This is a genomic window from Pseudomonas botevensis, from assembly GCF_019145475.1.
Taxonomy (GTDB): Bacteria; Pseudomonadota; Gammaproteobacteria; order Pseudomonadales; family Pseudomonadaceae; genus Aquipseudomonas; species Aquipseudomonas botevensis.
The window spans coordinates 98049-121932 of record NZ_JAHTKI010000012.1; the positions used below are offsets into that span (position 1 = coordinate 98049).

Below are 23884 nucleotides of genomic sequence, written 5' to 3' on the forward strand. Positions count from 1 at the left end.
CTTTTTTGTTTCTGCTGCCACACTGCTCGGGTTTTCACCCTTGAAGGACGGGTGACTCCATCACGAAGGAAGTGGCAATGCTGTTTGAAAGAGCAATGAAATCGACGCTTGGCCGGTTGTGTCTGGTGCTGGTGTTGGGGGCAACACCCGGGAGCGAGGCCGCGCAACTGGCGCTGCATGATCAGGAGCCACTCAACGTCGCTCCGATCGAACTGGATGAGGCGGAACACCAGTGGATTCGGGATCATCCCGAGGTGACTGTCGCGGCGGTGCAATACCCGCTGTATCTGTTCCAGGATGAACACGGTCACTGGAGCGGTCTGAACAACGATGTCCTGCGGCGCATCAGCGCCATGACCGGCCTGCGATTCGTCTATCAGGAATCGTTTTCCACCGATCAGATGCTCGAACGCCTGGAGAGCGGAGCGGCGGACATCAGCACGACCCTGGCGATGAACGATCAGCGCAAGGCGTTCCTGGATTTCAGTCATGCCTTTGGCGGGGCTGGCTGGGTGTTCGTCGGGCGCCGGGGGGCGCCCGAGGTGAACGCCCTGGAGCAACTGGCCAAGCGGGTACTGGTGCTTCCGGCCAGGCATGCACTGGAAGATTCCATACGTCGCGATTACCCCGCCATCGAAGTCCGTTCGGTAAAGACCTATGCCGAAGCCCGGGCGCTGGTCGAAAGCGGTGAGGCTTACGCCACCATTGAGAACGAGACGGGCGCCCAACTCTATCCATCGGGTCTGCTCAAGGTCGGTGCCCTGGTCGAGGGCAAGTGGGAGGCCGATCACCTGGCCGTGCGTAAGGGCCAGCCCGAGCTGCTGAGTATCCTCAACAAGGCGCTGGAGGCGTTCCACGCCAGCGAACTGCGCGCGATCCGCATGAAATGGCTGAGCGGCGTCGTGCCTGCCGCTGTGCCGACGCTCTGGCAACGCCTTACGCAATGGGGCTGTTGGGGCATGCTGGTGGTCAGCGTGTTCGGGGTGTTGTCGTTGCTGTGGAACCGTCGGCTGACCGCCGAGGTCAAGCAGCGCTGTGACGTGGAGCGCAACCTGAGTGACCAGTTGGCATTTCAGCGCGCGTTGATCGACGCCATGCCGGACCCGGTGTTCGTGCGGGATTTGCAGGGGCGCCTGATCCTGTGCAACAGAAGTTACGAGGAGGCGTTGTCGGTTCGTTTCGATCAGGTGCAGGGACGCCTGCTGATCGAGGTCGACGCGTTGCCGGAGTCGACCGCGCGAATGCTGCACGGTGAATTCATGATCCAGCTGCGCACGCGCAAGACGCGTTTCAGCACGCGCCAGTTGTTGTTCAAGAGCGGCGTGCATGAGGTCTATCAGTGGACGGTGCCGTTTTTCAGTGCCGACGGCGAGTTGCGCGGGCTGGTGGGAGGCTGGACGGATATCACCCAGCGCAGGGCGGAAAGCGGTTGTCAGTGTCTGCTTTGAAAATCAGAAAATTCCTATGCAAAGCACCTCCTTTTCCGATGGGAGGCCCGGATTGGCTGCCCTACAGTGAGCGCCAATTGCGGTGAGACGCCGCGTTTGCCGTTGCAGGGGTCGCCATGCGCTCGCTTAAAGTCCTGATTCTCGAACCCAATCCCTTCCAGTTGATGGCCCTGCATCAGATGCTCAATGCAATCGGCATTTATGACGTGCTGACGGCGCCGACCCTGACCTCGGCGCTGACCTCGCTGGAGCGGCGCGGGGCGGTCGACATCGTGATTTGCGATCCGCAATTGAAGGGCGGGGAAGGCATGGCGCTGATTCGCCATGTGGCGCTGGAGCGGGCGACGCAGTCGGTGATCCTGCTGGGCAACGTGGCGCCGAGTCTGCTCAGTGACCTGCGCAGGCTGTTGCAGGATCATCAACTGCACTTGCTGGGCTGGTTGCATACGCCAGTGTCGGCGGTCCTGATGAGGGCGCTGCTGGACACTTACCTGCAGCAACGAGTGCAGGTCGTCGGCGTCTGAGGGCGTGGTTGTTTTTCTGTCATCTTCACTCGGCATGCTCTGACAGGACGGTGTCTTTCCAGGGTGCAGCCCGACGATCAGAACTTTCTTCTCGGGCCGGTGGTCATTTACTGTGAACACGCCCCAGGCACTTTGTTTTCGGACTAATGAGTGGAGATCGAGATGGAAAGTATCAGTCTATTGCTCGGTGAGGCTCTAAGCCCGTATCAGGTGACGTTGACCCCTTGTGGTGCCCATGGCGAATGCCTGGTCACCTTGAGGAACGGCAGCGGTGCCATTGCGGTGGAACGCGAATTCAATCAAGCGCAGTTGAGCGACAAACGCCAGCTGACCGATGTGGTCGATGGTCTGCACCGTGACGTGCTGATTGCCGAAGGCCGGCTTGAGCCTTGTGTGATCGCAGCGCTGCGCAACGCCGCCGGGGACAAGCAACCACTGGTTGTCTGAAACGGATTTGTATTTTGTGGGAACCTTCCTGCATCCCGGTCAGTCAGACCCCATAACAGCAGGATCAAGCATTGTGCTCCGGTGCTTGTCGCTTGCTGCTACGGGTCTTTGATACAGGCCACGTTTAACCCCGAGTCGTCTCCCCACTTCTCGGGGTTTCTTTTTGCCCGGATTTCACTGCGCGGCCTGTTGTTCGAAGAATATCCGCGACTGCTCCAGGTAATCCGTGCGCATGTCCGGGTCCAGCCATTCGGCATAGCTTTGATCCACCGGCTCGTGGGGCAGCGTGCGCAGCAGGTGGTTGATTTCGTGGATCGCCTGCCGTCCCTGGGTGGTGTCGGTGCATGCGATGTGGGTCGACAGGTATTTGCCCGTGCCCTGAACCGGAAAGAACACCAGCCCATTTTCGTCAATATCGGCCTGCAGCGCCTGATAGCGAATCTCCGGCCAGTAGCCCAGCACCACCTGCAGCCGCCCCAGATGTTGCATCGACAGCAGATTGCGCAATGCGTCATTTCCGTAGTGCGGGGTCAGTGAACCGCTGGGTGCCTGTTTCAGCAGTTCATCCAGATAACCGCCATAACTGCGTTCAGCCACCACGCCGACTTTTCTCTCGCCGTTTGCCAGAAAGGCCTTCAGGTCGACTTCGCCATCAACGAGAAACGGCTCCAGCACTGCGCGATCTTTCTGACGAACCACCAGACCATTGCTGACAGCGCGAAACGCAGGAATGGAAAAGACCATCCATTGCGCCCGTTCCTTGTTCCACAGCAGCGAGGGGTCACAGGCGAAAGGGTTTTCGTGCAGCATCTGCATGCCGCGAGCGCGGTTGACCCGCATCAGGGTATGTTCGTACTGCGGCATGCCGGCAATCAGCATCGGCAGCAATTGATCGACGACCCCCTGGCCTTTTTTCGGGCCTTCGAAAATCGTCAGTGGCGGGAGGTCGCGCAACAGCCAGATCAGCGTCGGTTTAGCCTCGGCCCAGGCCGGCAGGATCAACAGAAAAAGCAGGCCGAACGACCGCCACGTCCACCAGTGGTGGGCGCGGTTGCTGGCGGAGGGCTGCCGGTGCTTCAGCTTAAATGGCTCCGTCTTCGCGCAGCCGGGCGATCTGCTTCTCGTCGTAGCCAAGATCGTGGAGTACCTGCGCATTGTGTTCACCGAGCGTCGGGCCGACCCATTCGGACGAGCCGGGTGTCTCAGAGAGTTTCGGCACAATGCCCGGCATCTTGAAGGGCTTGCCGTCCGGTAGCCTGGCGTGGAGGAACATTTCCCGCGCCAGGTATTGTGGATCGTTGAACATGTCCTCGGCGCTGAAGATCCGGCTGGCCGGCACGTCGGCCTGGTTCAACAGGTCGAGCACGCTCTGCAGCGGCAGCGAATTGACCCAGCGGTCGATCACCCCGTACAGCTCGTCGCGGCGGGCATCGCGCCCGTCGTTGCTCGCCAGGGCCGGGTCGTTGGCCAGGTCTTCGCGGCCGATAATCAGCATGAAGCGCTTGAAGATGGCGTCGCCGTTGGCGCCGATCTGTACGTGCTTGCCGTCGGCGCTGGTGTGGATCGACGAGGGCGTGATGCCGGGCATGATGTTGCCGGTGCGCTCGCGGATGAAACCGAACACGTCGAACTCCGGGACCATGCTTTCCATCATGGCGAAGATGGCTTCGTACAGCGCCACATCGACGACCTGGCCGAGACCGCCATTGACCTCACGATGACGCAGGGCCATCAAGGCACCGATCACGCCCCACAGCGCGGCGATCGAGTCGCCGATGGAAATCCCGGTGCGCACCGGCGGGCGGTCGTCGAACCCGGTGATGTAGCGCAGCCCGCCCATGGATTCGCCGACCGCGCCGAAACCGGGTTGATCCTTCATCGGCCCGGTCTGGCCGAAGCCGGAGAGGCGCACCATGACCAGTTTCGGATTCAGGGCGTGCAGGGTTTCCCAGCTCAGGCCGAGCTTTTCCAGTACACCGGGGCGGAAGTTCTCGATCAGGATGTCGGCTTCGCCCAACAGCTTTTTCAGGATCGCCAAACCGTCGGGGTGTTTCAGGTTCAGGGTCAGGGACTTTTTGTTGCGTGCCTGGACGAACCACCACAGCGAGGTGCCCTCATACAATTTGCGCCACTTGCGCAGTGGATCGCCGCCGTCCGGCGACTCGATCTTGATCACTTCGGCGCCGAACTCGCCGCAGATGCGCGAGGCAAACGGCCCGGCAATCAATGTACCCAGTTCAATGACTTTCAGACCACTGAGCGGTTTGTTGGCGAACGGCATGGGAAATCCTGTAGGACAAGGCTGATCGGATAGAGCGTTTTAACATAGCCGGCTGTCAGTCGCGCAAGGTTGATCGCCATCAATTCGTTGATTGCCTACGGCATCGGTTAGACTTGCCGACTTTCCCCGTCTCAAGAAGCCCGTTCATGGCCCAGCCGTCCACCACCTACAAATACGAACTGAACCTCACCGACCTCGACCGTGGCGTCTACGAGACCGTGAAGCAGACCATCGCCCGTCACCCTTCGGAAACCGAAGAGCGCATGACCGTGCGACTGCTGGCCTACGCCCTCTGGTACAACGAACTGCTGTCGTTTGGCCGTGGTCTGTCGGACGTGGATGAACCTGCATTGTGGGAAAAGAGCCTGGACGACCGTGTCCTGCACTGGATCGAAGTCGGCCAGCCGGACGCCGATCGCCTGACCTGGTGCTCGCGTCGCACCGAGCGCACCAGCCTGCTGGCCTACGGTAGCCTGCGGGTCTGGGAAGGCAAGGTGATCCCGGCGATCAAGACTCTGAAGAACGTCAACATCGCCGCTGTTCCTCAGGAAGTACTGGAGACCCTGGCCAAGGACATGCCCCGCGTCATCAAGTGGGACGTGATGATTAGCGAAGGGACGATCTTCGTCACCGACGATCGTGGTCAGCACGAAGTGCAGCTGGAATGGTTGCAGGGCGAGCGCGGCTGAGGCTGCATCACTCCCGGAAAAATCCCACATATTTTAGAGAAGCTCCTGTCACACCATGCGTATCGAACCTCGCCAGTTGCCCGCCACCCTGCCATTTCTCGGTGACCTGCCACCGCTGCTGACCCGCCTGTACGCGGCGCGGGGCGTGCAGTCCGAGGTGGAGCTGGACAAGAGCCTGGCGCGGCTGATCCCGTTCCAGCAGCTCAAGGGCATCGATGCGGCGGTGGATCTGCTGGTGACGGCGCTGGAGCAGCGCCAGCGCATCCTGATCGTTGGCGATTTCGACGCCGACGGCGCCACGGCGAGTACTGTGGGCATGCTCGGTTTGCGCCTGCTGGGCGCGGCGCATGTCGACTATCTGGTGCCGAACCGCTTTGAATACGGTTACGGTCTGACCCCGGAAATCGTCGAAGTCGCGCTGACCCGCGAGCCGCAGTTGCTGATCACGGTCGACAACGGCATTTCCAGCGTCGATGGTGTGGCCGCCGCCAGACGTGCCGGGCTCAAGGTGCTGATCACTGACCACCACTTGCCCGGCGATGAACTGCCGCAGGCGGATGCGCTGGTCAATCCGAACCAGCCGGGTTGCGAATTTCCGAGCAAGGCGTTGGCCGGGGTCGGGGTGATTTTCTATGTGTTGATGGCGTTGCGCGCGCGTCTGCGCAGCCTCGGCTGGTACGAGAGCAAACCGCAACCGAACATCGGCGAACTGCTGGATCTGGTGGCGCTGGGCAGCGTCGCCGACGTGGTGCCGCTGGACGCCAACAACCGGATTCTGGTGCATCAGGGGCTGGAACGGATTCGCGCCGGGCGCGCGCGGCCGGGGATCAAGGCCATCCTCGAAGTCGCCAAGCGTGACGCCTCGCGCATCACTTCCACCGACCTGGGGTTCATCGTCGGCCCGCGCCTGAACGCCGCCGGACGCCTGGATGACATGAGCCTGGGCATCGAATGCCTGCTGACCCATGACGCCACGCTGGCGCGGGAAATGGCCGCGCAACTGGACGGCATGAACCAGGACCGCAAATCCATCGAGCAGGGCATGCAGCGTGAGGCGCTGGCCCAGCTCAAGGACTTGCCGGTCGAGTCGATGCCATTCGGCCTGTGCCTGTTCGATCCGGAATGGCACCAGGGCGTCATCGGCATCCTCGCCTCGCGGATGAAAGAGCGTTATCACCGCCCGACCATCGCCTTTGCCGATGCGGGCGACGGCCTGCTCAAGGGCTCGGGACGCTCGGTGCAGGGCTTCCATATTCGCGATGCGCTGAGTGTGGTGGCGGCGCAGCACCCGGAGTTGATCAGCAAGTACGGCGGCCACGCGATGGCGGCCGGTCTGACCTTGCCGCAGGAGAATTTTCCGTTGTTCGCCGAGGCATTCGACGCCGAAGTGCGTAGGCAACTTCGCGAAGAAGACCTCACCGGACGCCTGCTGTCGGACGGCACCCTGGCAGTCGAGGAGTTTCACCTCGAACTGGCCCGCGCCCTGCGTCACGCCGGTCCCTGGGGCCAGCATTTCCCGGAGCCGCTGTTTCACGGCGTGTTCCAGTTGGTGGAGCAGCGGGTGGTCGGCGAGCGGCACCTGAAAGTAGTGCTGAAGAGCGAGTGTGGTTCGGTGAAGCTCGACGGTATTGCCTTCGGCATCGACCGCGACATCTGGCCGAATCCGACGATCAAATGGGTGGAACTGGCCTACAAACTCGATCTCAACGAGTTTCGTGGCAATGAAACCGTGCAACTGATGATTGCCCACATCGAACCGCGTTGAGTCCTTCGCGAGCAAGCCCGCTCCCACAGGCCAAGCACCGGTCGGGTGGGAGTAGGCTCGCCTGCCAAAGCGGCATTTCAGACACCGAATCACTCGGAACCCTCCGTCATCCCCGGATGTCGACTAGGCTCTAAGCACTGCTTGATTGGCCTTGTGACGTCTTGTCGAATTTTTTGCCCGCGGGGGCGGGTGCTGCACCTTTTTCCTGTCACTCGTCGACTATTCAAACAGAACCCTGGAGCCTGCCCACTGATTCGAGAGGTGCCCCATGAGTCTGCTGCTTGAACCCTTTACCCTTCGCCAACTGACCCTGTCCAACCGCATCGCCGTGTCGCCCATGTGCCAGTATTCCAGCGTCGACGGCCTGGCCAACGACTGGCATCTGGTACATCTCGGCAGCCGCGCGGTGGGCGGCGCCGGCCTGGTGTTCACGGAAGCCACGGCGGTTACCGCCGACGGGCGGATCACCGCCGAAGACCTTGGCTTGTGGAACGACGAACAGATCGCACCGCTGCAACGCATCACCCGTTTCATCACCGCCCAGGGCGCGGTGGCCGGCATTCAACTGGCCCACGCCGGGCGCAAGGCCAGCACCCATCGCCCGTGGATCGGCAAGCATGGCAGCGTCAAACCGGACGATGGCGGCTGGACCCCGGTCGGGCCATCGCCGATTGCCTTCGATCCGCAACATACCCAACCGAAACAGCTGGATGAGGGGCAGATCGCCGAGGTCATCCAGGCCTTTGTCGATGCCGCCAAACGTGCGTTGACCGCCGGTTTCAAAGTCGTGGAAGTCCATGCGGCGCACGGTTATCTGTTGCACCAGTTTCTTTCGCCCTTGAGTAATCAGCGCCGTGATCAGTACGGCGGGTCCTTTGAAAACCGCATCCGCCTGGTGCTGCAAGTCACCGAAGCCGTGCGCGCGGTATGGCCGGAGGAATTGCCGGTGTTCGTGCGGGTGTCGGCCACCGATTGGGTCGAGGACGGCTGGAACCCGGATGAAACCGTAGAGCTGGCGCGACGCCTGAAAGCCTTGGGCACCGACCTGATCGACGTCTCGTCCGGCGGCACGGCGGCGAACGCGGAAATTCCGGTCGGACCGGGTTACCAGACACGCTTCGCCGAACGGGTGCGCAAGGAGTCAGGTGTCGCCACTGGCACCGTGGGCATGATTACCGAGCCGGCGCAGGCCGAACACATTCTGCGTACCTGCCAGGCCGACATCATCTTCCTCGCCCGCGAACTGCTACGCGATCCGTACTGGCCGCTGCACGCCGATGACGACCTGGGCGGGCGCAAGGCGACCTGGCCGGCTCAGTATCAACGGGCGACCCATCGCGATCAGCCGATTCATGAGTCTGATTTGCGCGATTGAGTGAACGCCAGACAGCAAAAAGCCCCAGCCAGTGATGGTTGGGGCTTTTTGCTTGATGGAGGCAGCGACGCTGTCTCGGCGTCTCAGACCCTTACGGGTATTTGCGCTTGTCCGGCGCCGGCGGGAAATACTGGTACAGCCAGGTTTCGCTCAGCGTGCGGTCGTTGGTGCGGATGAACAGCCGCAGCTCCACCGGGTCCGTGCTGTCGTTGGTTGGATACCAGTCGAAGAGAATCCGGTAACCCTTGATCTCGTCCAGCACCAGCACGCTGAAGTCCTGCACCTTGCCGTTGGAGCAAGTCACCACCGGCTCGATCCCGGTGCCCTGCGGCAAGCGCTCCAGACCGCCGCCGGTGAAGTCCACGGCAAAACGCCGCGCCCAGACCGGCGGGTAATGCTCGCCCGGTGCCCAGCCTTCGGTGAACCCGCCCATGCCGGAACGGGTCGCGTGTACCCGCGCCAGCGGCGTGCCGACCGGTGGCAGGGCGCTCCAGTAGAGCTTGTAGCCGTAGTTCAGCGAGTCGCCGGCGGCCACCGGTTTTTTCGGTGTCCAGAATGCGACGATGTTATCCAGCGTCTCGCCGGTTGTCGGAATTTCCAGCAGATCGACGGAGCCTTCGCCCCAGGCGGTCGTAGGTTCTACCCACAGGCTCGGGCGCCGGCTGTACCAGTCGACGGTGTCCTGATAGTTGGCGAATTCGTGGTCAGTCTGCACCAGGCCGAACCCCTTCGGATCCTTGTCGGCGAAGGCGTTGAATTGCAGGGTCGCCGGGTTGTTCAGCGGGCGGCAGATCCACTCGCCGTTGCCGCGCCACATGGCCAGGCGGTCGGAGTCGTGGATTTGCGGGTGGATGGTGTCGCACATGCGGCGTTCGTGCGTGCCGCAACTGAACATGCTGGTCATCGGCGCGATGCCCAGTTGTTCGATGGCGGTGCGCGCATTGATGTGGGCGTCGATTTCCATCACCACGCGCTCGGCCTGGCAATCGATGTCGAAACGATAGGCACCGGTGGCGCTCGGCGAGTCGAGCAGGGCGTAGACCACGAAACGGGTGGCATTCTGGTCCGGGGTCTCGAACCAGAACTTGGTGAAGTCAGGGAATTCCTCGCGCTTCTTGGCGTAGGTATCGACGGCCAGACCGCGCGCCGAGAGGCCATATTGGCCAGTGGCGTCCACCGCGCGGAAGTAGCTGGCGCCGAGAAACGACACCACGTCATGGCGATCCAGCTCCGGCGCCTTGAACAGCTTGAAGCCGGCAAACCCCAGGTCGCCCTTGAGCTGCTGGGTGTCGACCGAAGTGTTTTCGTAGTTGAACAGTTTCGGGCGGAAGTGCACTTCACGCGCGGTGCGGGTCTTGGGATCGACGCTGTACATGCGCACCGGCTGGCGGAAACCCATGCCGACGTGGAAAAACTGCACGTCGAGCTGACCCTTGTTTTCCTTCCACAGTGAATGCTCGCCGTCGTAGCGGATCGCGTTGAAGTTCTGCGGGGTCATGGTCGCCAGGGTCGGCGGCAACACCTGTTTGGTGTCCTGATAAGCCGTGCCGGCCAGTTGCTTGGCCTGGCGCTTGAGCGCTTCGAAATCGAACGTCTGGGCTTCACCGTCGGCGGCACCGCCCTCGGCGGCCCAGGCACGGGCGGCGAGCAGACCGGAGGCCGAGAGGCCGGTGTAAGCCGCAATGGCCATCGACGCTTTGAGCAAATTCCTGCGGTGCATAAATACAACCTGTCGTGAGCAATCCCGCGCCGTTCCTGGCACGTACTGGATCAGAAATTACGGTTCGGACAAGCCTTCGGCCAAACGCTATGGACTATACACAGATGCCCGCTAGCTTAATCCGTTCGCCGGCTTTGCAAAATTCGTAGATAGCAAAGCCGAAGTGTCTCAATGAAACAAGACGTTACGGTTAAACATCCGACAGGGTTTTCTGATTTAGAGGGCATTTCTGCTTTTCTCGACTAATTACTCTAAAAACCACTTTTCAGCGTCGATTTAATTTCTATCCTATGGGCATCACCGGTTCGACTTATCCAGCCGGTAGGGCTCAAATCGCTGCTGAAAAGGAGCAGGGCGATGCGGTTTTCCAGACATTCTTGACGTATCAGAGAAGGACATCGTCCATGGCAAAAGTACAAGGCATCACCGAAATGCTGGGCATCTTTCCTTGCCTTTCAAACGTGCGGCGAAGGCGCCGGCTCAGTCCTGATGAACTGAAACTGGTGGAGCGGTATCGGGAGTTGTCGGAAAGCGACCGGATCGCGATGCGGTATCTGGTGGATGCGATGAGGAGTGTTTCGCGGTTTTGAGAGAGGGTTACCGTGAAAGCCATTTGGCTTTCACGGTAACCAGATCAATCAACTTACCCGCATCAGCATCGGCGAGGCCGACATTGATTGCGTGCAGATGCTCGGCAACCGCGCATTGTTTGAGGAATTTTTGCAGGTAGTCTTCAGCAAAACCCTCGTCGCTCGGGATGATTTCGAGAATGGGCGGTAGTGCAGGGATGGCGTTGTGCATCTGTTCGGGACTCGGTCAGAAATTGGTCGAGGTAGAGGGTGAACATTGAAGGGGGCGGACTCTGGAGTTCGCCCCCTTTTTCATTGGCCCAAGTGAGGCCGTCAGCTGCACGTCCCCGATGCCTGATATGGCTGCTGGCCGAGTATCAACTCAGGCATATCACGCCATTTCACCCATGCCTGTTGTTGCCAGTGCAACAGCGGGACGGTGACGCCGGCCCAATGCACTGAACTCAGACTCGGGCCGTTCTGCTCAGGTGTTGAGCCGGTTTCTCGCAACATCGGAATGACTTCATTGCTCAGCCATTGGCGCAGGTTGCGGTTTTCCGGGATGAAATGATGGACGAGCAGCGCGTACATGCCGGATTCGCTGACCATTGGCGTCTCGATAATTTTGCCGTTCTTGCGCAATCTGACGGTGCGGCGCTGGTCGGGGTCGAGCTTCTGGGTGAGACGTTCATTCAGTGGTTGCCCCATGAGTCGACCGAGATCTTGTACGCAGAACCAGGCTTGGTACTTGAGAAAAAGCGTGTGAAGAAAGCGATTGTGCCGGGTGAACACTGTGGGGGTGAAAAACTCGGGAATTGAATTTTGAGTGTGCATGCTTTGACTTCCGTTTCGAATTGGAAAGTCGCCATCAACCCTCCGACAGGTTGGGTGGCGAACCGAGTGGCGTTCGAAGTCGGGTTACTTCCTGTCGAAACGGAAAAGCCGGAAGGCCCGCGCCACACGGCCCGCCATAACGCAGAACTGAAGTTGCAAAGCAGCCGCAGTTCAATGGGGGCACGCAAGCACCGTTTTGACAGTTTTCCGGCTTCGACCCCGGGCCGCTGATTGGGCAGCGACGGGATAAAGCCTATCGGTCAGGCGCTAGCGGCGCCAAGTCTACTCTGTCGACGCAATTCGTAGGAATTGATGGTCTGTCACGAAGGTTGCGTCTGTAGGAATTTCCTGTTTTTGCATGTCCCGCAGAGAGACTGCACCTGGCCCGCTGTTTTTCCTTTATTTATTCGAATCCAAGGAATGAACCGCAGGTTTTCTCCATGCTGATCGAATTTTCAGTTTCCAATTACCGCTCGTTCCGGGACAGGCAAACCTTGTCCATGGCGGCGAGCCCCCGTTTGAGCAAAACGCGCAACACGTTCAAGTTAGCCGTCCATGCGGAAAAGCTTCCCGACTTATTGAAGGTCGCCGCCATCTACGGTCCTAACGCTTCGGGCAAGTCATCCTTGATTCGGGCGATGGGTGTCGTGGGACGCTTGCTGGCGACTCCCGCCGGTTCCAATGACGAGGTGCTTCCCGCTTCTGCCTTTCGCTTCGATGACACGCTTAAAGAGGCCCCCAGCGTCTTTGAATACGACTTCATCCAGGACGGGATGCGTTATCGGTTCGTGCTCGGTTTGAATGCCCGACGAATTGTTCAGGAGCAGTTGCTCGTCTACCCCAAGGGCAAGGAAACGCTTCTGTATCACCGCCAGTTTGATGAGCATGGCGAGCATTACATCTTTGGTAAAACCCTTGAAGGTGGCAAGGAGGTGCATAACGCCTGGCGCCGGCTGACCAATCCGAAAATGCTGTTTATTGCGCAGGCCGTGGCAAACAGCAGTGAAGAACTGAACCAGTTGCGGGCACCATTTGGCTGGTTTCAATCGGGTCTGTTGGTGATTGAACAAAACAACATGCCGGGGTTATCAACAGCTTCGATTCGGTTTCTGCAAATGGTCAAAAACCACACAGGCGATCTGCGTGATTTTCTAAGTGCACTGGATATTCCGGTATCGGCCATTCACCTCAGTTCAGAGGATGCAGCAGTGTGCCCGGACAATAGAAAACTGACTTTGAAAGAGTTTTTTGCAGCTGCGCAACAGGACAAAGTGACTCTTACGCATTCCACGGTCTCGGGCGCTGCGCAATTCGACTTTTCGGAAGAATCGTGCGGCACAAAGAACCTGATCGGCTTCTGGTTGCCCTGGTTCATGATGAATCAGGCCGGTGGCAGCGGGATTTTGTGTGTCGATGAACTGGACAGCAGTCTCCATCCCGAAATCGTCGCGGACTTGATCGGTAAACACCTCGACAGTGGTCTGCAAACGCAACTGATCTTCACCACACATGACACGCACTTGATGAATGAAAAGATTCTTCGCCGGGATCAGTTCTGGATAACGGAGCGTGATGCTCATGGCGCGACGAGTCTGTTTTCCGTTCACGACTTTGAAGGCCGGGAAAGCGAGGATGTGGAGAAGCGCTATTTCGAAGGTCGTTATCGCGGGTTACCGCTGCTCAGGCGAGGTTGAAGATGGGAAGTTCGAGCACGTCGTTTGAACGCAAGGCGTCCCGTTTCAAGGCGCAACCCCGGGTGTTGGTGTTGTGTGAAGACAGCCAGTCCGGGAAGCGCTATCTGGAGGAGGCTGCGTTTTACTTCCGGGCCAGAGCGCAGGTTGAAATTGTGCATTGCGGTGTTACACATCCGAGCGGAATCGTTGAGCGGGCGATTGTGCGCCAAGACTGTTTCGACAAAGTCTTCTGCGTATTGGATCGCGATACTCACCCATGTTTCGAGCGTGCTTTGAACGCGGTGAAGTCGCATCCAAGAATCAAGGTCATCGCATCGTATCCATGTTTCGAGTTCTGGCTTCTGCTGCACTTTGGTTTCAGTCGCAAGCCTTTCCGAGCTGTTGGGAAAAACTCGCCGGGCGAATTGGTTACCAAGAGCCTGAGGGCAAAACCGAATATGGAAAAATATGAAAAAGGCAGGAACACAAGCTACTTCACTCAACTGCTGGGTGAGCCATTTCGAGTGGCGAGGGCTCAGGCGCCGAAAGTGCTTGAAGATGTCGTTCTGAGCGGCGAACCCAATCCAAGTACCGAAATTCATCTATTGATGGATGAGTTCGAAACACTTTCCAGGCCTCAACTGATCTAGCCACAAACGCTGCCCGCATCCTTGCGGGCAGTTACTTTATTTAACGCCCGACCTTCCAAGCATCCCCAGCCGGCGCCTTCCCATGGTCATACGGCTTGCCAATCCACATGTATACCAACCCCAGCCCAATTACGATTACCGTACTCAGCACCATCGCGTAGTTGATGTACCACGCCGCATCCGGCGTGCGTGGCCAGGCCATGTTGATGATTGCGCCGACGCCGTAGACCAGCGCACCGATGTTCACCGGCCAGCCCCAGGCGCCGAGGGTGAATTTGCCACTCGGTTTCCAGCCTTTGCTGCGGGCGTACAGGGAGGCCAGGACGATCATCTGGAACGCGAGGTAGATGCCGATGGCGGCGAAGCTGACGATGGTGGCCACGGCGTCTTGCAGGAAGAAACCGAGGGCGATGATCAGGGCCGGCAGGACACCGGACACGAACAGCGCGGCAACCGGCACTTGTGTCGTAGGAGAAATCTTTTTCAGCAGTCGGCTGCCGATGACCATTTCGTCCCGGGCGTAGGAGTACAGCAGACGACTCGCCGCTGCTTGCAGGCTGATGACGCAGGAGATGAAGGAAATCATCACCACGCCCATCACCAGTTTCGAACCGACCGGGCCGAAGGCGTTGTTGAGGATGGTGGTGACCGGGTCCTTGTCGGTGCCGTTGATCACCGCTTGCATGTCCGGCACGGCGAGGATCAGCGCCAGGCAGGCGAACATCGCTGCGATGCCGCCGATGTAGATGGTCATGCGCATGGCCACCGGGATTTTCTTGCTCGGGTTCGGGGTTTCTTCGGCGACGTCGCCACAGGCCTCGAAGCCGTAGTAGAGGAACATCCCCGCCAGCGAGGCGGTGAGGAATGCCGGCAGGTAGGAGCCGTCGACGCTGATGTCGAAGGTGTTGAACAGCACGCTGATCGGTTGATGACGCTCGAAGATCAGCAGGTACACGCCGACGATCACCGCGCCGACCAGTTCGCAGAGGAAGCCGAACATGGCGATCCGCGCCAGGGTCTTGGTGCCGCTGAGATTGACCAGCGTGGCGAACAAGGTCAGCAGCAGAGCGATGACGATGTTGGTGTTATTGCTCGGTTCAAAACCCATCATCGCGGCCAAGTACGGGCCGGCGCCGACCGCAACGGCAGCAATCGTCACGCAGAGTGCGATGGAGTAGATCCAGCCGACCATCCACGCCCATTTTTTGCCCACCAGACGGCGTGCCCACGGATAAACGCCGCCGGAAATCGGGAACTGCGAAACCACTTCGCCGAAGATCAGGCACACCAGCAACTGGCCGCAACCGACCAGCAAGTAGGCCCAGAACATCGGTGGGCCACCCGCCGCCAGGCACAGGCCGAACAGGGTATAAACCCCTACGACCGGTGACAGATAAGTGAAGCCCAAAGCGAAGTTTTCCCACAGGCTCATGCTGCGGTTGAAGTTGGAGGTGTAGCCCAGTTGACGCAGTTGTTCGGCATCGCTGTCGGCGACAGCGCTCGAGAGATCGGGTGATGCACTCATGGGGTTGCTCCGTGAAATCGGCAGATTTCGGATAGCCGAAACCGTGGCGGGGCGCACAGGCGCCGCCCGGATCGGTGGTTATTGTTTTGAATGCCTGGTGATGCGTGGTGACGGTTTCTGCCTTGAAACCGAGGTGATGCCCTAGCGGGCTTGCCCGCGAAGCTGCTAAAGATTCAGTGCTTGAACATCACATGCCGAACCGTGGTGTAGTCCTCCAACCCGTACATGGACATGTCCTTGCCATAGCCGGACAGTTTCTGACCGCCATGAGGCATTTCGCTGACGAGCATGAAGTGGGTATTCACCCAGGTGCAGCCGTACTGCAAACGCGCCGACATCCGATGTGCACGTCCGACGTCTGCCGTCCACACCGAGGACGCCAGGCCGTAGTCCGAATCGTTGGCCCACTCCAGCGCCTGCGCTTCGTCGTTGAATTTGGTTACCGACACCACGGGCCCGAACACCTCGCGGCGGACGATTTCGTCGTCCTGCTGAGCGTCGGCCAGCACGGTGGGCTCAAAGAAGAACCCGTTGCCTTCCACAGCCTTGCCGCCGGTGATCAAGCGAATGTGCGGCTGCGCCACGGCGCGCTCGACGAACCCGGCGACGCGGTCACGGTGTTGCGCGGTAATCAGCGGCCCGAGTTCGGTGGACGGATCATTCTGCACGCCGTACTTGATGCTGCTGACCGCTGCGCCGAGCTTTTCGACGAACTTGTCGTAGATGCCTTGCTGGGCGTAGATCCGGCAAGCGGCGGTGCAGTCCTGGCCGGCGTTGTAGAAGCCGAAGGTGCGAATGCCTTCGACGGCGGCATCGATGTCGGCATCGTCGAAGATGATCACCGGCGCCTTGCCGCCCAGCTCCATGTGCATGCGTTTGACGCTGTCGGCGGTACTGGAAATGATGTTCGAGCCGGTGGCGATCGAGCCGGTGAGCGACACCATGCGCACCTTCGGGTGGGTCACCAACGGGCTGCCCACCGATGGCCCACGGCCAAACACCAGATTGAGTACGCCGGCCGGGAAAATTTCCGACGCCAGTTCAACCAGACGCAACGCGGTCAGCGGGGTTTGTTCCGACGGCTTGAGCACCACGGTATTACCGGCGGCGAGGGCCGGGGCGATTTTCCAGGCGACCATCATCAGCGGGTAGTTCCACGGCGCGATGGAGGCGATCACGCCGACCGGATCGCGGCGGATCATCGAGGTGTGACCGGGCAGATATTCGCCGCCGGCCGAACCGCTCATGCAACGGTTGGCGCCAGCGAAGAAGCGGAACACGTCGGCGATGGCCGGAATCTCGTCGTTCAGTGCGGCGCTGTAGGGCTTGCCGCAGTTGTCCGACTCCAGTTTCGCCAGTTCCTCGCCATGGGCTTCGATGGCGTCGGCCAGTTTGAGCAGCAACAGAGAGCGGTCTTTCGGTGCGGTCTGCGACCACTCGGCGAATGCGCTGTCAGCGGCGCGCACGGCGGCGTCGACCTGGGCCTCGCTGGCTTCGTTGATTTCCACCAGCACTTCGCCGAGCGCCGGGTTGAGCACCGGTTGTGCCGGGCCTTCGCCGTTGACCAATTGGCCGTTGATCAAGAGTTTGGTTTGCATGGATTTGTCCTCACTGGCACTTTTATTTTTCTGCTGAAACCGAATCCCGCAAGGGATGATGGCGGTGTTAGTCAGGTGTTCATTTGCCGCCGCTGCCGGCCACGCTCTCGCCACCCCGGGTCAGGTAGTAGGCGCCGAGGATCGGCAGCATGGTCACCAGCATCACCATCATCGCGACGACGTTGGTCACCGGCACGTCCCGTGGGCGGCTCAATTGGTTGAGCAGCCACAGCGGCAAGGTGCGTTCATGCCCGGCGGTGAAGGTGGTGACGATGATTTCGTCGAATGACAGCGCAAACGCCAGCATGCCGCCGGCCAGCAGCGCCGAGCCGAGATTGGGCAGGATGATGTAGCGGAAGGTCTGCCAGCCGTCGGCGCCGAGGTCCATCGAGGCCTCGATCAGACTGTGAGAAGTGCGGCGCAAACGGGCGATGACGTTGTTGTAGACGATCACCACACAGAAGGTCGCGTGGCCGACGATGATGGTGAACATCCCCGGCTCGATCCCCAGCGACTTGAACGTCGCCAGCAGCGCGATACCGGTGATGATCCCCGGCAGGGCGATGGGCAGGATCAGCATCAGCGAAATGCCCTGCTTGCCGAAGAAGTCCCGTCGGTACAACGCCGCCGACGCGAGGGTGCCGAGCACCATGGCGATCAGCGTGGCGATGGCCGCGATTTGCAGCGACAGCTTGATCGCTTCCAGCACGTCCGGACGTCCGAACGCCACGCTGAACCAGTGCAGCGTGAAGCCCTTGGGTGGAAAGCTGAACGCCGCGTCTTCGGTGTTGAAGGCGTAGAGGAAGATGATCAGGATCGGGAAGTGCAGGAACACCAACCCGCCCCAGGCGGCGATTTTCAGGCCTAGAGAAGCTTTCTCAGAGTGCATCGAAGGCCCCCAGACGTTTGACGATGGACAGGTAAACCGCGATCAACACAATCGGCACCAAAGTGAACGCTGCGGCCATCGGCATATTGCCAATCGCCCCTTGCTGCGCATAAACCATGCTGCCGACGAAGTAGCCCGGCGGGCCGACCAGTTGCGGCACGATGAAATCGCCCAGGGTCAGCGAGAAAGTGAAGATCGAGCCAGCCGCGATGCCTGGCACCGACAGCGGCAGAATCACCTGCATGAAGGTCTGGCGCGGTTTCGCACCGAGGTCGGCGGAGGCTTGCAGCAGCGACGGCGGCAAGCGTTCCAGCGAGGCCTGGATCGGCAGGATCATGAACGGCAGCCAGATGTAGACGAACACCATGAACCGCCCCAGATGCGAGGTCGACAAGGTGCTGCCGCCCACGCCGGGAATCCCCAGAATGAATTGCAGGACCGGCTCCAGTCCCAGGTGCTGAACGAACCACTGCGCCACGCCGCCCTTGGCCAGCAGCAGCGTCCAGGCGTAGGCCTTGACGATGTAGCTGGCCCACATCGGCATCATCACCGCGATGTAGAAAAACGCCTTGGTTTTACCGGTGGTGTAGCGGGCCATGTAGTAGGCGATCGGGAACGCGACGATGGCGCTGGCGATCGACACGACCACGGCCATGCTCAGGGTGCGCAGGATGATGTCGAAGTTCGACGGCTGGAACAGCGCGGCGAAATTGGCCAGGGTCAGGTCCGGCGTGACCGCCATGGTGAAGTCGTCGAAGGTGTAGAAACCCTGCCACAACAGCACCAGCAGCGAGCCGAGATAGATCGCGCCGAACCACAGCAGCGGCGGCACCAGCAGCAGCGACAGATACAGGTTCGGTTTGCGGTAGAGCAGGTTGGAAAACCTGCGCAACGGCGGCGATTGAGTCATCGCGAGCGTGCTCATGTCACACCCCGCCCTGGACGGTGTCGTGCAGCGGGATCATCGCTTCCCGCGCCCAGCGTGCGGTGAGGCGCTGGCCGGTCTGGTGTTGCGCGCTGCTGTCGATCCACTGGTTGTTGGCCTGGCTGATGCTCAGGGTCTGGCCGTTTTCCAGCTTCAGTTCATAGCGCGTGGCGCTGCCCTGGTACTGGATGTCGTGGAGCAGGCCGCTGACTTCGATTTCATCTTCGGATAGCGGGCCTGCGGCGAAACGCACGTGTTCCGGGCGAATGGAAAACGGTTGCTCGTGGCCGCTGAGCTGGCGCGCCAGATCACCACGAATCACGTTCGAGGTGCCGACGAATTCGGCGACGAACGTGGTGGTCGGTTTCATGTACAGATTGCGCGGGGTGTCGACCTGCTCGATGCGACCCTTGTTGAACACGGCCACGCGGTCAGACATCGACAGTGCTTCGGTCTGATCGTGGGTGACGAAGATGAACGTGATGCCGAGCTGGCGTTGCAGTTTTTTCAATTCGCTCTGCATTTGCTCGCGCAGTTTCAGATCGAGCGCGCCCAGCGGTTCATCGAGGAGCAACACGCGCGGGCGATTGACCAGTGCGCGGGCGAGGGCCACGCGCTGGCGCTGACCACCGGACAATTGCACCGGTTTGCGCGTGCCGTAGCCGCCGAGGGCGACCATGTCGAGGGCTTCCTCGGCGCGCTTGTGGCGCTCGGTCTTGCTCACGCCCTTGACCTTCAGGCCATAGGCAACGTTGTCCAGCACGTTCATGTGGGGGAACAGCGCGTAATCTTGGAACACGGTGTTGACGTCACGCTGATAGGGCGGCAGACCGGCCGCTTCGGCGCCGTGAATGCGGATCGAGCCGGCGCTCGGTTGTTCGAACCCGGCGATCAGGCGCAGGCAGGTGGTCTTGCCCGAGCCGGAAGGGCCGAGCATGGAAAAGAACTCGCCGTCCTGGATATCGATGGAAACCCGGTCAACGGCCTTCACCTCGCCGAACTGCCGGGAAACGTTGGTGAACTGGACTGCAAGCGTCATGGTGCGGTGCTCCGGTGAAGCGTGTGTTCGATAGTGGACAGGAGGGGGCGAGGGGGAAAGGGAGCTGACCGGGTTAGGCCGGACATTCCGCTTTTAGCTCCCTCTCCCTCCGGGTGAGGGGAAAGGGAGCCGACCGCGTTATTTTCGAGCGCTACCTGCCGCCCATGATCGCGATGTAGTCCTGAGTCCAGCGGCTGTACGGCACGAATTTGCCGCCCTCGGCCTGTGGGGTTTTCCAGAAGGCGATCTTGTCGAATTGATCGAAACCGTTGGTCTTGCAACCTTCGGCGCCGAGCAGTTCGCTCTCCTTGCACGCCGCCGGAACCGCCGGCAGCGAGCCAAACCACGCCGCCACATCACCCTGGACTTTCGGTTGCAGCGACCAGTCCATCCACTTGTAGGCGCAGTTCGGGTGCTTGGCTTCGGCGTGCAGCATGGTGGTGTCGGCCCAGCCGGTGGCGCCTTCTTTCGGGATGGTCGAGGCGATCGGTTGCTTGTCGGTGGTCAACCCGTTGACCTGATACGGCCAGGAGCTGGACGCCGCCACGCCTTCGTTCTTGAAGTCACTCATCTGCACGGTCGCGTCGTGCCAGTAGCGGTGGATCAGCGGCTGCTGGGCGCGCAGCAGATCGAGCACGGCCTTGTACTGTTCCTCGGTCAGTTGGTACGGATCCTTGATGCCCAGCTCAGGCTTGGTGCTCTTGAGGTACAGCGCCGCGTCGGCGATGTAGATCGGGCCGTCGTAGGCCTGCACGCGGCCCTTGTTCGGCTTGCCGTCAGGCAGGTTCTGTTCGGTGAACACCACGCTCCAGCTGGTCGGCGCGGTCTTGAACAAGTTGGTGTTGTACATCAACACGTTCGGACCCCACTGGTAGGGGCTGCCGTAGGTCTGCTTGTTGACCACGTACCACGGCGCGTCTTTCAGGCGTGGGTCGAGGTTCTTCCAGTTCGGGATCAGCGCGGTGTTGATCGGCTGCACACGCTTGCCGACGATCAACCGCAGCGAGGCGTCGCCGGACGCGGTCACCAGGTCGTAACCGCCCTTGGCCATCAGGCTGACCATTTCATCGGAGGTGGCGGCGGTTTTCACGTTGACCTTGCAGCCGGTTTCTTTCTCGAAACCGGTCACCCAGTCGTAGGCCTTGTCGCTTTCACCGCGTTCGATGTAGCCCGGCCAGGCGACGATATCCAGTTGCCCCTCGCCAGCGCCGACAGCCTTCAACGGCTCGGCGGCCTGCACGCTGACGCTGGCCAGCAGGGCCGTGGTGATTGCACTGAAAAGTGCGGTCTTGTACACGAACATGGTTGATCCCTCTTCTTTAAATTATGGTCGGGGCAGTTGTGAACGCGGTGAAGCATGCCGTGAGCGGCTTGTTATTAGCGTAGTCAGAGATGCTGGCCATGGCGGGCCATGATGTGCCGCACCACGCTGTAGTCCTGTAGCGAATCGCTGGATAAGTCTTTGCCGTAGCCGGAGCGTTTCAGGCCGCCGTGGGGCATTTCGCTGACCAGCATGAAATGGCTGTTGATCCAGGTGCAGCCGTATTGCAGCCGCGCGGCAACCTGCATCGCCTTGTCCAGATTCTGCGTCCACACCGACGAGGCGAGGCCGTATTCCGAGTCGTTGGCCCAGTCCACGGCCTGGGACAGCTCATCGAAACGGGTCACGGTGACCACTGGCCCGAACACTTCGCGCTGGACGATTTCGTCGCTCTGTTTGCAACCGGCCAGCAACGTCGGTTGATAGAAGAACCCGGCGCCGGAATGCACCGCCGCGCCGGTCACCCGTTCGATGTGCGGCTGGCCGAGGGCGCGTTCGACGAAACTGGCCACGCGGTCGCGCTGGCGAGTGCTGATCAGCGGGCCGATTTCGTTGTCGGCGTCACGCTTGCCGGCGAAGCGCAGGCTGCTGACCGCCGCGCCCAGTTCGGCGACCAGTTTGTCGTGGATGCCGGCCTGGGCGTAGATCCGGCACGCCGCCGTGCAGTCCTGGCCCGCGTTGTAATAGCCGTAGGTGCGCACGCCTTCGACCACGGCTTGCAGATCGGCGTCGTTGCAAACGATCACCGGCGCTTTGCCGCCGAGTTCCAGATGAGTGCGTTTGAGGGTTTTCGCGGCGGCCTGGAGGATTTTCTGGCCGGTGACGATATCGCCGGTCAGCGACACCATGCGCACTTTAGGATGCCCGACCAGATGGCTGCCGACCCCTTCGCCACCGCCGCAGATGATATTGATCACTCCGCGCGGCAGGATTTCGGCCAATGCTGGCGCCAGCGCCAGAATCGACAGCGGCGTGTGTTCCGACGGTTTGAACACCAACGTGTTGCCGGCGGCCAGGGCCGGGGCGATCTTCCACGCGGCCATCATGATCGGGTAGTTCCACGGCGCGATGGACGCCACCACGCCAATCGGGTCGCGGCGCACCATGCTGGTGTAGCCCGGCAGGTATTCGCCGCTCAGTTGGCCGGTCTGGCAGCGCACGGCACCGGCGAAGAACCGAAACACATCGACCGTGGCGCTCAGGTCATCCTGACGCGCCAGGTGCAGTGGCTTGCCACAGTTCAGTGCTTCGAGACGGGCGAGGTGATCGGCGTGTTTTTCCACGGCGCCGGCAATATCCAGCAGCAGGTTGGAGCGTTGTTGCGGGGTGGTGCGCGACCATTCGGCAAAGGCCCGGTGGGCGGCGAGGATCGCGGCTTCGACTTGTTCGGTACTGGCTTCGGCAATGTGAGTCAGGACTTCACCGGTGGCCGGGTTGAGGATTGGCTCGACGAAACCCTGGCCGGCGACCAGTTCGCCGTCGATCAATAACGCGGTACACATCGGGGTCTGCGCGCCAGCCATTTTCCGTGTTCTCTTTTCTTGTGTGGTCATGTGGCTCCCGTGCCCCGGAAGCCGACCGTCTTATGAGATGCAGCAAGACTAGTGCGCGCCTGCGGGGTCGACAAATTCTAAATACTGAAGGTGGCATTCGATTAAATAGATGGCTTGCGTCCGCCGTTGGGCTGCTCGCGGGCGACGGTCAGGAACGGATCGACCAACGCTGGCCGGGCGGTGCCACGGCGCCAGGCCAGACCGACATCGAGGGTCTGGCTGAGGTCGGCAATCGGCCGCGCTTCGATGATGTCGCCCTCCAGCGACCACGGGCGGTAGGTCATGTCCGGCTGGATCGAAACGCCGAGACCCGCCGCCACCAGGCTGCGCACAGCCTCGGTGGACGCCGTTCGCAAAGTGATTTTTGGTTGCAGGCCAGCGCCGCGCCACAGTCGTTGAGCGTTGCGATCCATCTCGTCGACATTCAGTTGAATCAATGGCTCGCGGGCGACGTCGGCGAGGGTGATGCTGTCGTGTTCCAGCAACGGATGCTGGGCCGGCAGCCACAAGCGGTGCGGTGAATGGGTCAGGACTTCGGTCTGCAAGGCATGGCGGTCTTCGAGGTTGGACAGGATCAATACCCCGACATCGATTTCGCCGCTGACCAGCAAATGCTCGATGTACGGGCGCTCGTCTTCCATCACCCGGATTTCGACATTGGGATAGGCGCGCTGGAATCGCGTGAGCAAGTCCGCCAGGTAGTAACCCGCCACCAGGCTGGTCACGCCGACGATCAACTGCCCGGCAACCTGATCGGTGCTTTGTTGCAGGCTGCGTTTGGCGTTGTCCACGGTCGCCAGAATCAAGTGCGCCTGGCGCAGGAATTGATGTCCTTGGTGCGTCAGGGTCATGCCCTTGGCGTGGCGGTTGAACAGGCTGACGCCGATTTCCTCTTCCAGTTGCTGGATCGCCAGGGTCAGGGTCGATTGGGAAATGAACGCGGTTTGCGCGGCGGCGGAGATCGAACCGGTCTCGGCCACGGCGATGAAGTGACGGATCTGACGCAAGGTCATCATGGAGGGAATACCCGGTGGGCGGTTTTTATAGATTGCTCCGAGT

The 23884-nt window shown here is 60.7% G+C and carries 22 protein-coding genes; 9 read left to right on the forward strand and 13 right to left on the reverse strand.

Going from position 1 to position 23884, the window contains the following annotated elements; translation table 11 throughout:
• The first annotated feature begins 77 nt into the window (after nt 1-77).
• The 3 genes from KVQ74_RS17165 (at nt 78) to KVQ74_RS17175 (ending at nt 2419) form a co-directional block, all read left to right on the forward strand.
• The gene (locus tag KVQ74_RS17165; protein ID WP_217832361.1) at nt 78-1448 is read left to right on the forward strand and encodes a transporter substrate-binding domain-containing protein; all 1371 of its coding nucleotides are present in this window, start codon (nt 78-80) and stop codon (nt 1446-1448) included.
• Nucleotides 1449-1564: 116 nt separating this feature from the next.
• On the forward strand, nt 1565-1972 hold the full coding sequence (locus tag KVQ74_RS17170; RefSeq protein WP_217832362.1) for a response regulator: 408 nt from the start codon (nt 1565-1567) through the stop codon (nt 1970-1972).
• Between the two features lie 162 nt (nt 1973-2134).
• Nucleotides 2135-2419 (forward strand): DUF3509 domain-containing protein, encoded by a 285-nt coding sequence (locus tag KVQ74_RS17175; protein ID WP_217832363.1) that lies wholly within the window; start codon nt 2135-2137, stop codon nt 2417-2419.
• Between the two features lie 174 nt (nt 2420-2593).
• Here KVQ74_RS17175 and KVQ74_RS17180 read toward each other — a convergent pair whose 3' ends face one another.
• Entirely contained in the window at nt 2594-3574 is a 981-nt protein-coding gene (locus KVQ74_RS17180) for a TIGR02285 family protein (protein ID WP_217832410.1), read from the reverse strand.
• Nucleotides 3501-4700: a CaiB/BaiF CoA transferase family protein gene (locus KVQ74_RS17185; RefSeq protein WP_217832364.1), complete on the reverse strand. Its 1200-nt coding sequence runs from the start codon at nt 4698-4700 to the stop codon at nt 3501-3503. Before KVQ74_RS17185 ends, KVQ74_RS17180 begins: the two co-directional genes overlap by 74 nt.
• A gap of 146 nt (nt 4701-4846) precedes the next feature.
• Here KVQ74_RS17185 and KVQ74_RS17190 point away from each other — a divergent pair, with 146 nt between their 5' ends.
• From KVQ74_RS17190 to KVQ74_RS17200, 3 genes are all read left to right on the forward strand, one after another.
• The gene (locus KVQ74_RS17190) at nt 4847-5389 is read left to right on the forward strand and encodes a YaeQ family protein (protein WP_217832365.1); all 543 of its coding nucleotides are present in this window, start codon (nt 4847-4849) and stop codon (nt 5387-5389) included.
• Between the two features lie 55 nt (nt 5390-5444).
• Entirely contained in the window at nt 5445-7154 is a 1710-nt protein-coding gene (gene recJ / locus KVQ74_RS17195; RefSeq protein ID WP_217832366.1) for a single-stranded-DNA-specific exonuclease RecJ, read from the forward strand.
• Nucleotides 7155-7422: 268 nt separating this feature from the next.
• Nucleotides 7423-8529, forward strand: a complete 1107-nt coding sequence (locus KVQ74_RS17200) for an NADH:flavin oxidoreductase/NADH oxidase (RefSeq protein WP_217832367.1) — start codon at nt 7423-7425, stop codon at nt 8527-8529.
• 91 nt (nt 8530-8620) lie between these two features.
• Here KVQ74_RS17200 and KVQ74_RS17205 read toward each other — a convergent pair whose 3' ends face one another.
• Nucleotides 8621-10249 (reverse strand): glucan biosynthesis protein D, encoded by a 1629-nt coding sequence (locus KVQ74_RS17205; RefSeq protein WP_217832368.1) that lies wholly within the window; start codon nt 10247-10249, stop codon nt 8621-8623.
• A 404-nt stretch (nt 10250-10653) separates the two neighbouring features.
• Here KVQ74_RS17205 and KVQ74_RS17210 point away from each other — a divergent pair, with 404 nt between their 5' ends.
• Nucleotides 10654-10839: a hypothetical protein gene (locus KVQ74_RS17210; protein ID WP_217832369.1), complete on the forward strand. Its 186-nt coding sequence runs from the start codon at nt 10654-10656 to the stop codon at nt 10837-10839.
• A gap of 7 nt (nt 10840-10846) precedes the next feature.
• Here the strand turns inward: KVQ74_RS17210 and KVQ74_RS17215 are convergent, their stop codons facing one another.
• The gene (locus tag KVQ74_RS17215; RefSeq protein WP_217832370.1) at nt 10847-11050 is read right to left on the reverse strand and encodes a hypothetical protein; all 204 of its coding nucleotides are present in this window, start codon (nt 11048-11050) and stop codon (nt 10847-10849) included.
• A 101-nt stretch (nt 11051-11151) separates the two neighbouring features.
• Nucleotides 11152-11652 carry a BRO-N domain-containing protein gene (locus tag KVQ74_RS17220; RefSeq protein ID WP_217832371.1) on the reverse strand — a complete coding sequence of 167 codons (501 nt, stop codon included), beginning with the start codon at nt 11650-11652 and terminating at the stop codon, nt 11152-11154.
• Nucleotides 11653-12092: 440 nt separating this feature from the next.
• Between KVQ74_RS17220 and KVQ74_RS17225 the strand changes: the two genes are divergently transcribed.
• Together KVQ74_RS17225 and KVQ74_RS17230 are read left to right on the forward strand one after the other, a co-directional pair.
• Nucleotides 12093-13346, forward strand: coding sequence for an AAA family ATPase (locus KVQ74_RS17225; RefSeq protein ID WP_217832372.1), 1254 nt, complete (start codon nt 12093-12095; stop codon nt 13344-13346).
• Nucleotides 13347-13348: 2 nt separating this feature from the next.
• Entirely contained in the window at nt 13349-13975 is a 627-nt protein-coding gene (locus KVQ74_RS17230; RefSeq protein ID WP_217832373.1) for an RloB family protein, read from the forward strand.
• Nucleotides 13976-14015: 40 nt separating this feature from the next.
• Here KVQ74_RS17230 and KVQ74_RS17235 read toward each other — a convergent pair whose 3' ends face one another.
• The 8 genes from KVQ74_RS17235 to KVQ74_RS17270 all read right to left on the reverse strand — a co-directional run bounded on the left by KVQ74_RS17235 (nt 14016) and on the right by KVQ74_RS17270 (nt 23841).
• Complete coding sequence (locus KVQ74_RS17235) at nt 14016-15500, reverse strand: APC family permease (protein ID WP_217832374.1); 1485 nt, start codon at nt 15498-15500, stop codon at nt 14016-14018.
• Nucleotides 15501-15673: 173 nt separating this feature from the next.
• Complete coding sequence (locus KVQ74_RS17240; protein ID WP_217832375.1) at nt 15674-17098, reverse strand: gamma-aminobutyraldehyde dehydrogenase; 1425 nt, start codon at nt 17096-17098, stop codon at nt 15674-15676.
• A 79-nt stretch (nt 17099-17177) separates the two neighbouring features.
• On the reverse strand, nt 17178-17987 hold the full coding sequence (locus KVQ74_RS17245; RefSeq protein WP_217832376.1) for an ABC transporter permease: 810 nt from the start codon (nt 17985-17987) through the stop codon (nt 17178-17180).
• The gene (locus KVQ74_RS17250; protein WP_217832377.1) at nt 17977-18912 is read right to left on the reverse strand and encodes an ABC transporter permease; all 936 of its coding nucleotides are present in this window, start codon (nt 18910-18912) and stop codon (nt 17977-17979) included. Before KVQ74_RS17250 ends, KVQ74_RS17245 begins: the two co-directional genes overlap by 11 nt.
• A gap of 1 nt (nt 18913) precedes the next feature.
• Nucleotides 18914-19951 (reverse strand): ABC transporter ATP-binding protein, encoded by a 1038-nt coding sequence (locus KVQ74_RS17255; RefSeq protein WP_217832378.1) that lies wholly within the window; start codon nt 19949-19951, stop codon nt 18914-18916.
• A 151-nt stretch (nt 19952-20102) separates the two neighbouring features.
• The gene (gene ydcS / locus KVQ74_RS17260) at nt 20103-21254 is read right to left on the reverse strand and encodes a putative ABC transporter substrate-binding protein YdcS (protein ID WP_217832379.1); all 1152 of its coding nucleotides are present in this window, start codon (nt 21252-21254) and stop codon (nt 20103-20105) included.
• A gap of 83 nt (nt 21255-21337) precedes the next feature.
• Nucleotides 21338-22795 (reverse strand): gamma-aminobutyraldehyde dehydrogenase, encoded by a 1458-nt coding sequence (locus KVQ74_RS17265; RefSeq protein WP_217832380.1) that lies wholly within the window; start codon nt 22793-22795, stop codon nt 21338-21340.
• A gap of 131 nt (nt 22796-22926) precedes the next feature.
• Nucleotides 22927-23841 carry a LysR family transcriptional regulator gene (locus KVQ74_RS17270; RefSeq protein ID WP_217832381.1) on the reverse strand — a complete coding sequence of 305 codons (915 nt, stop codon included), beginning with the start codon at nt 23839-23841 and terminating at the stop codon, nt 22927-22929.
• Nucleotides 23842-23884: the final 43 nt, after the last annotated feature.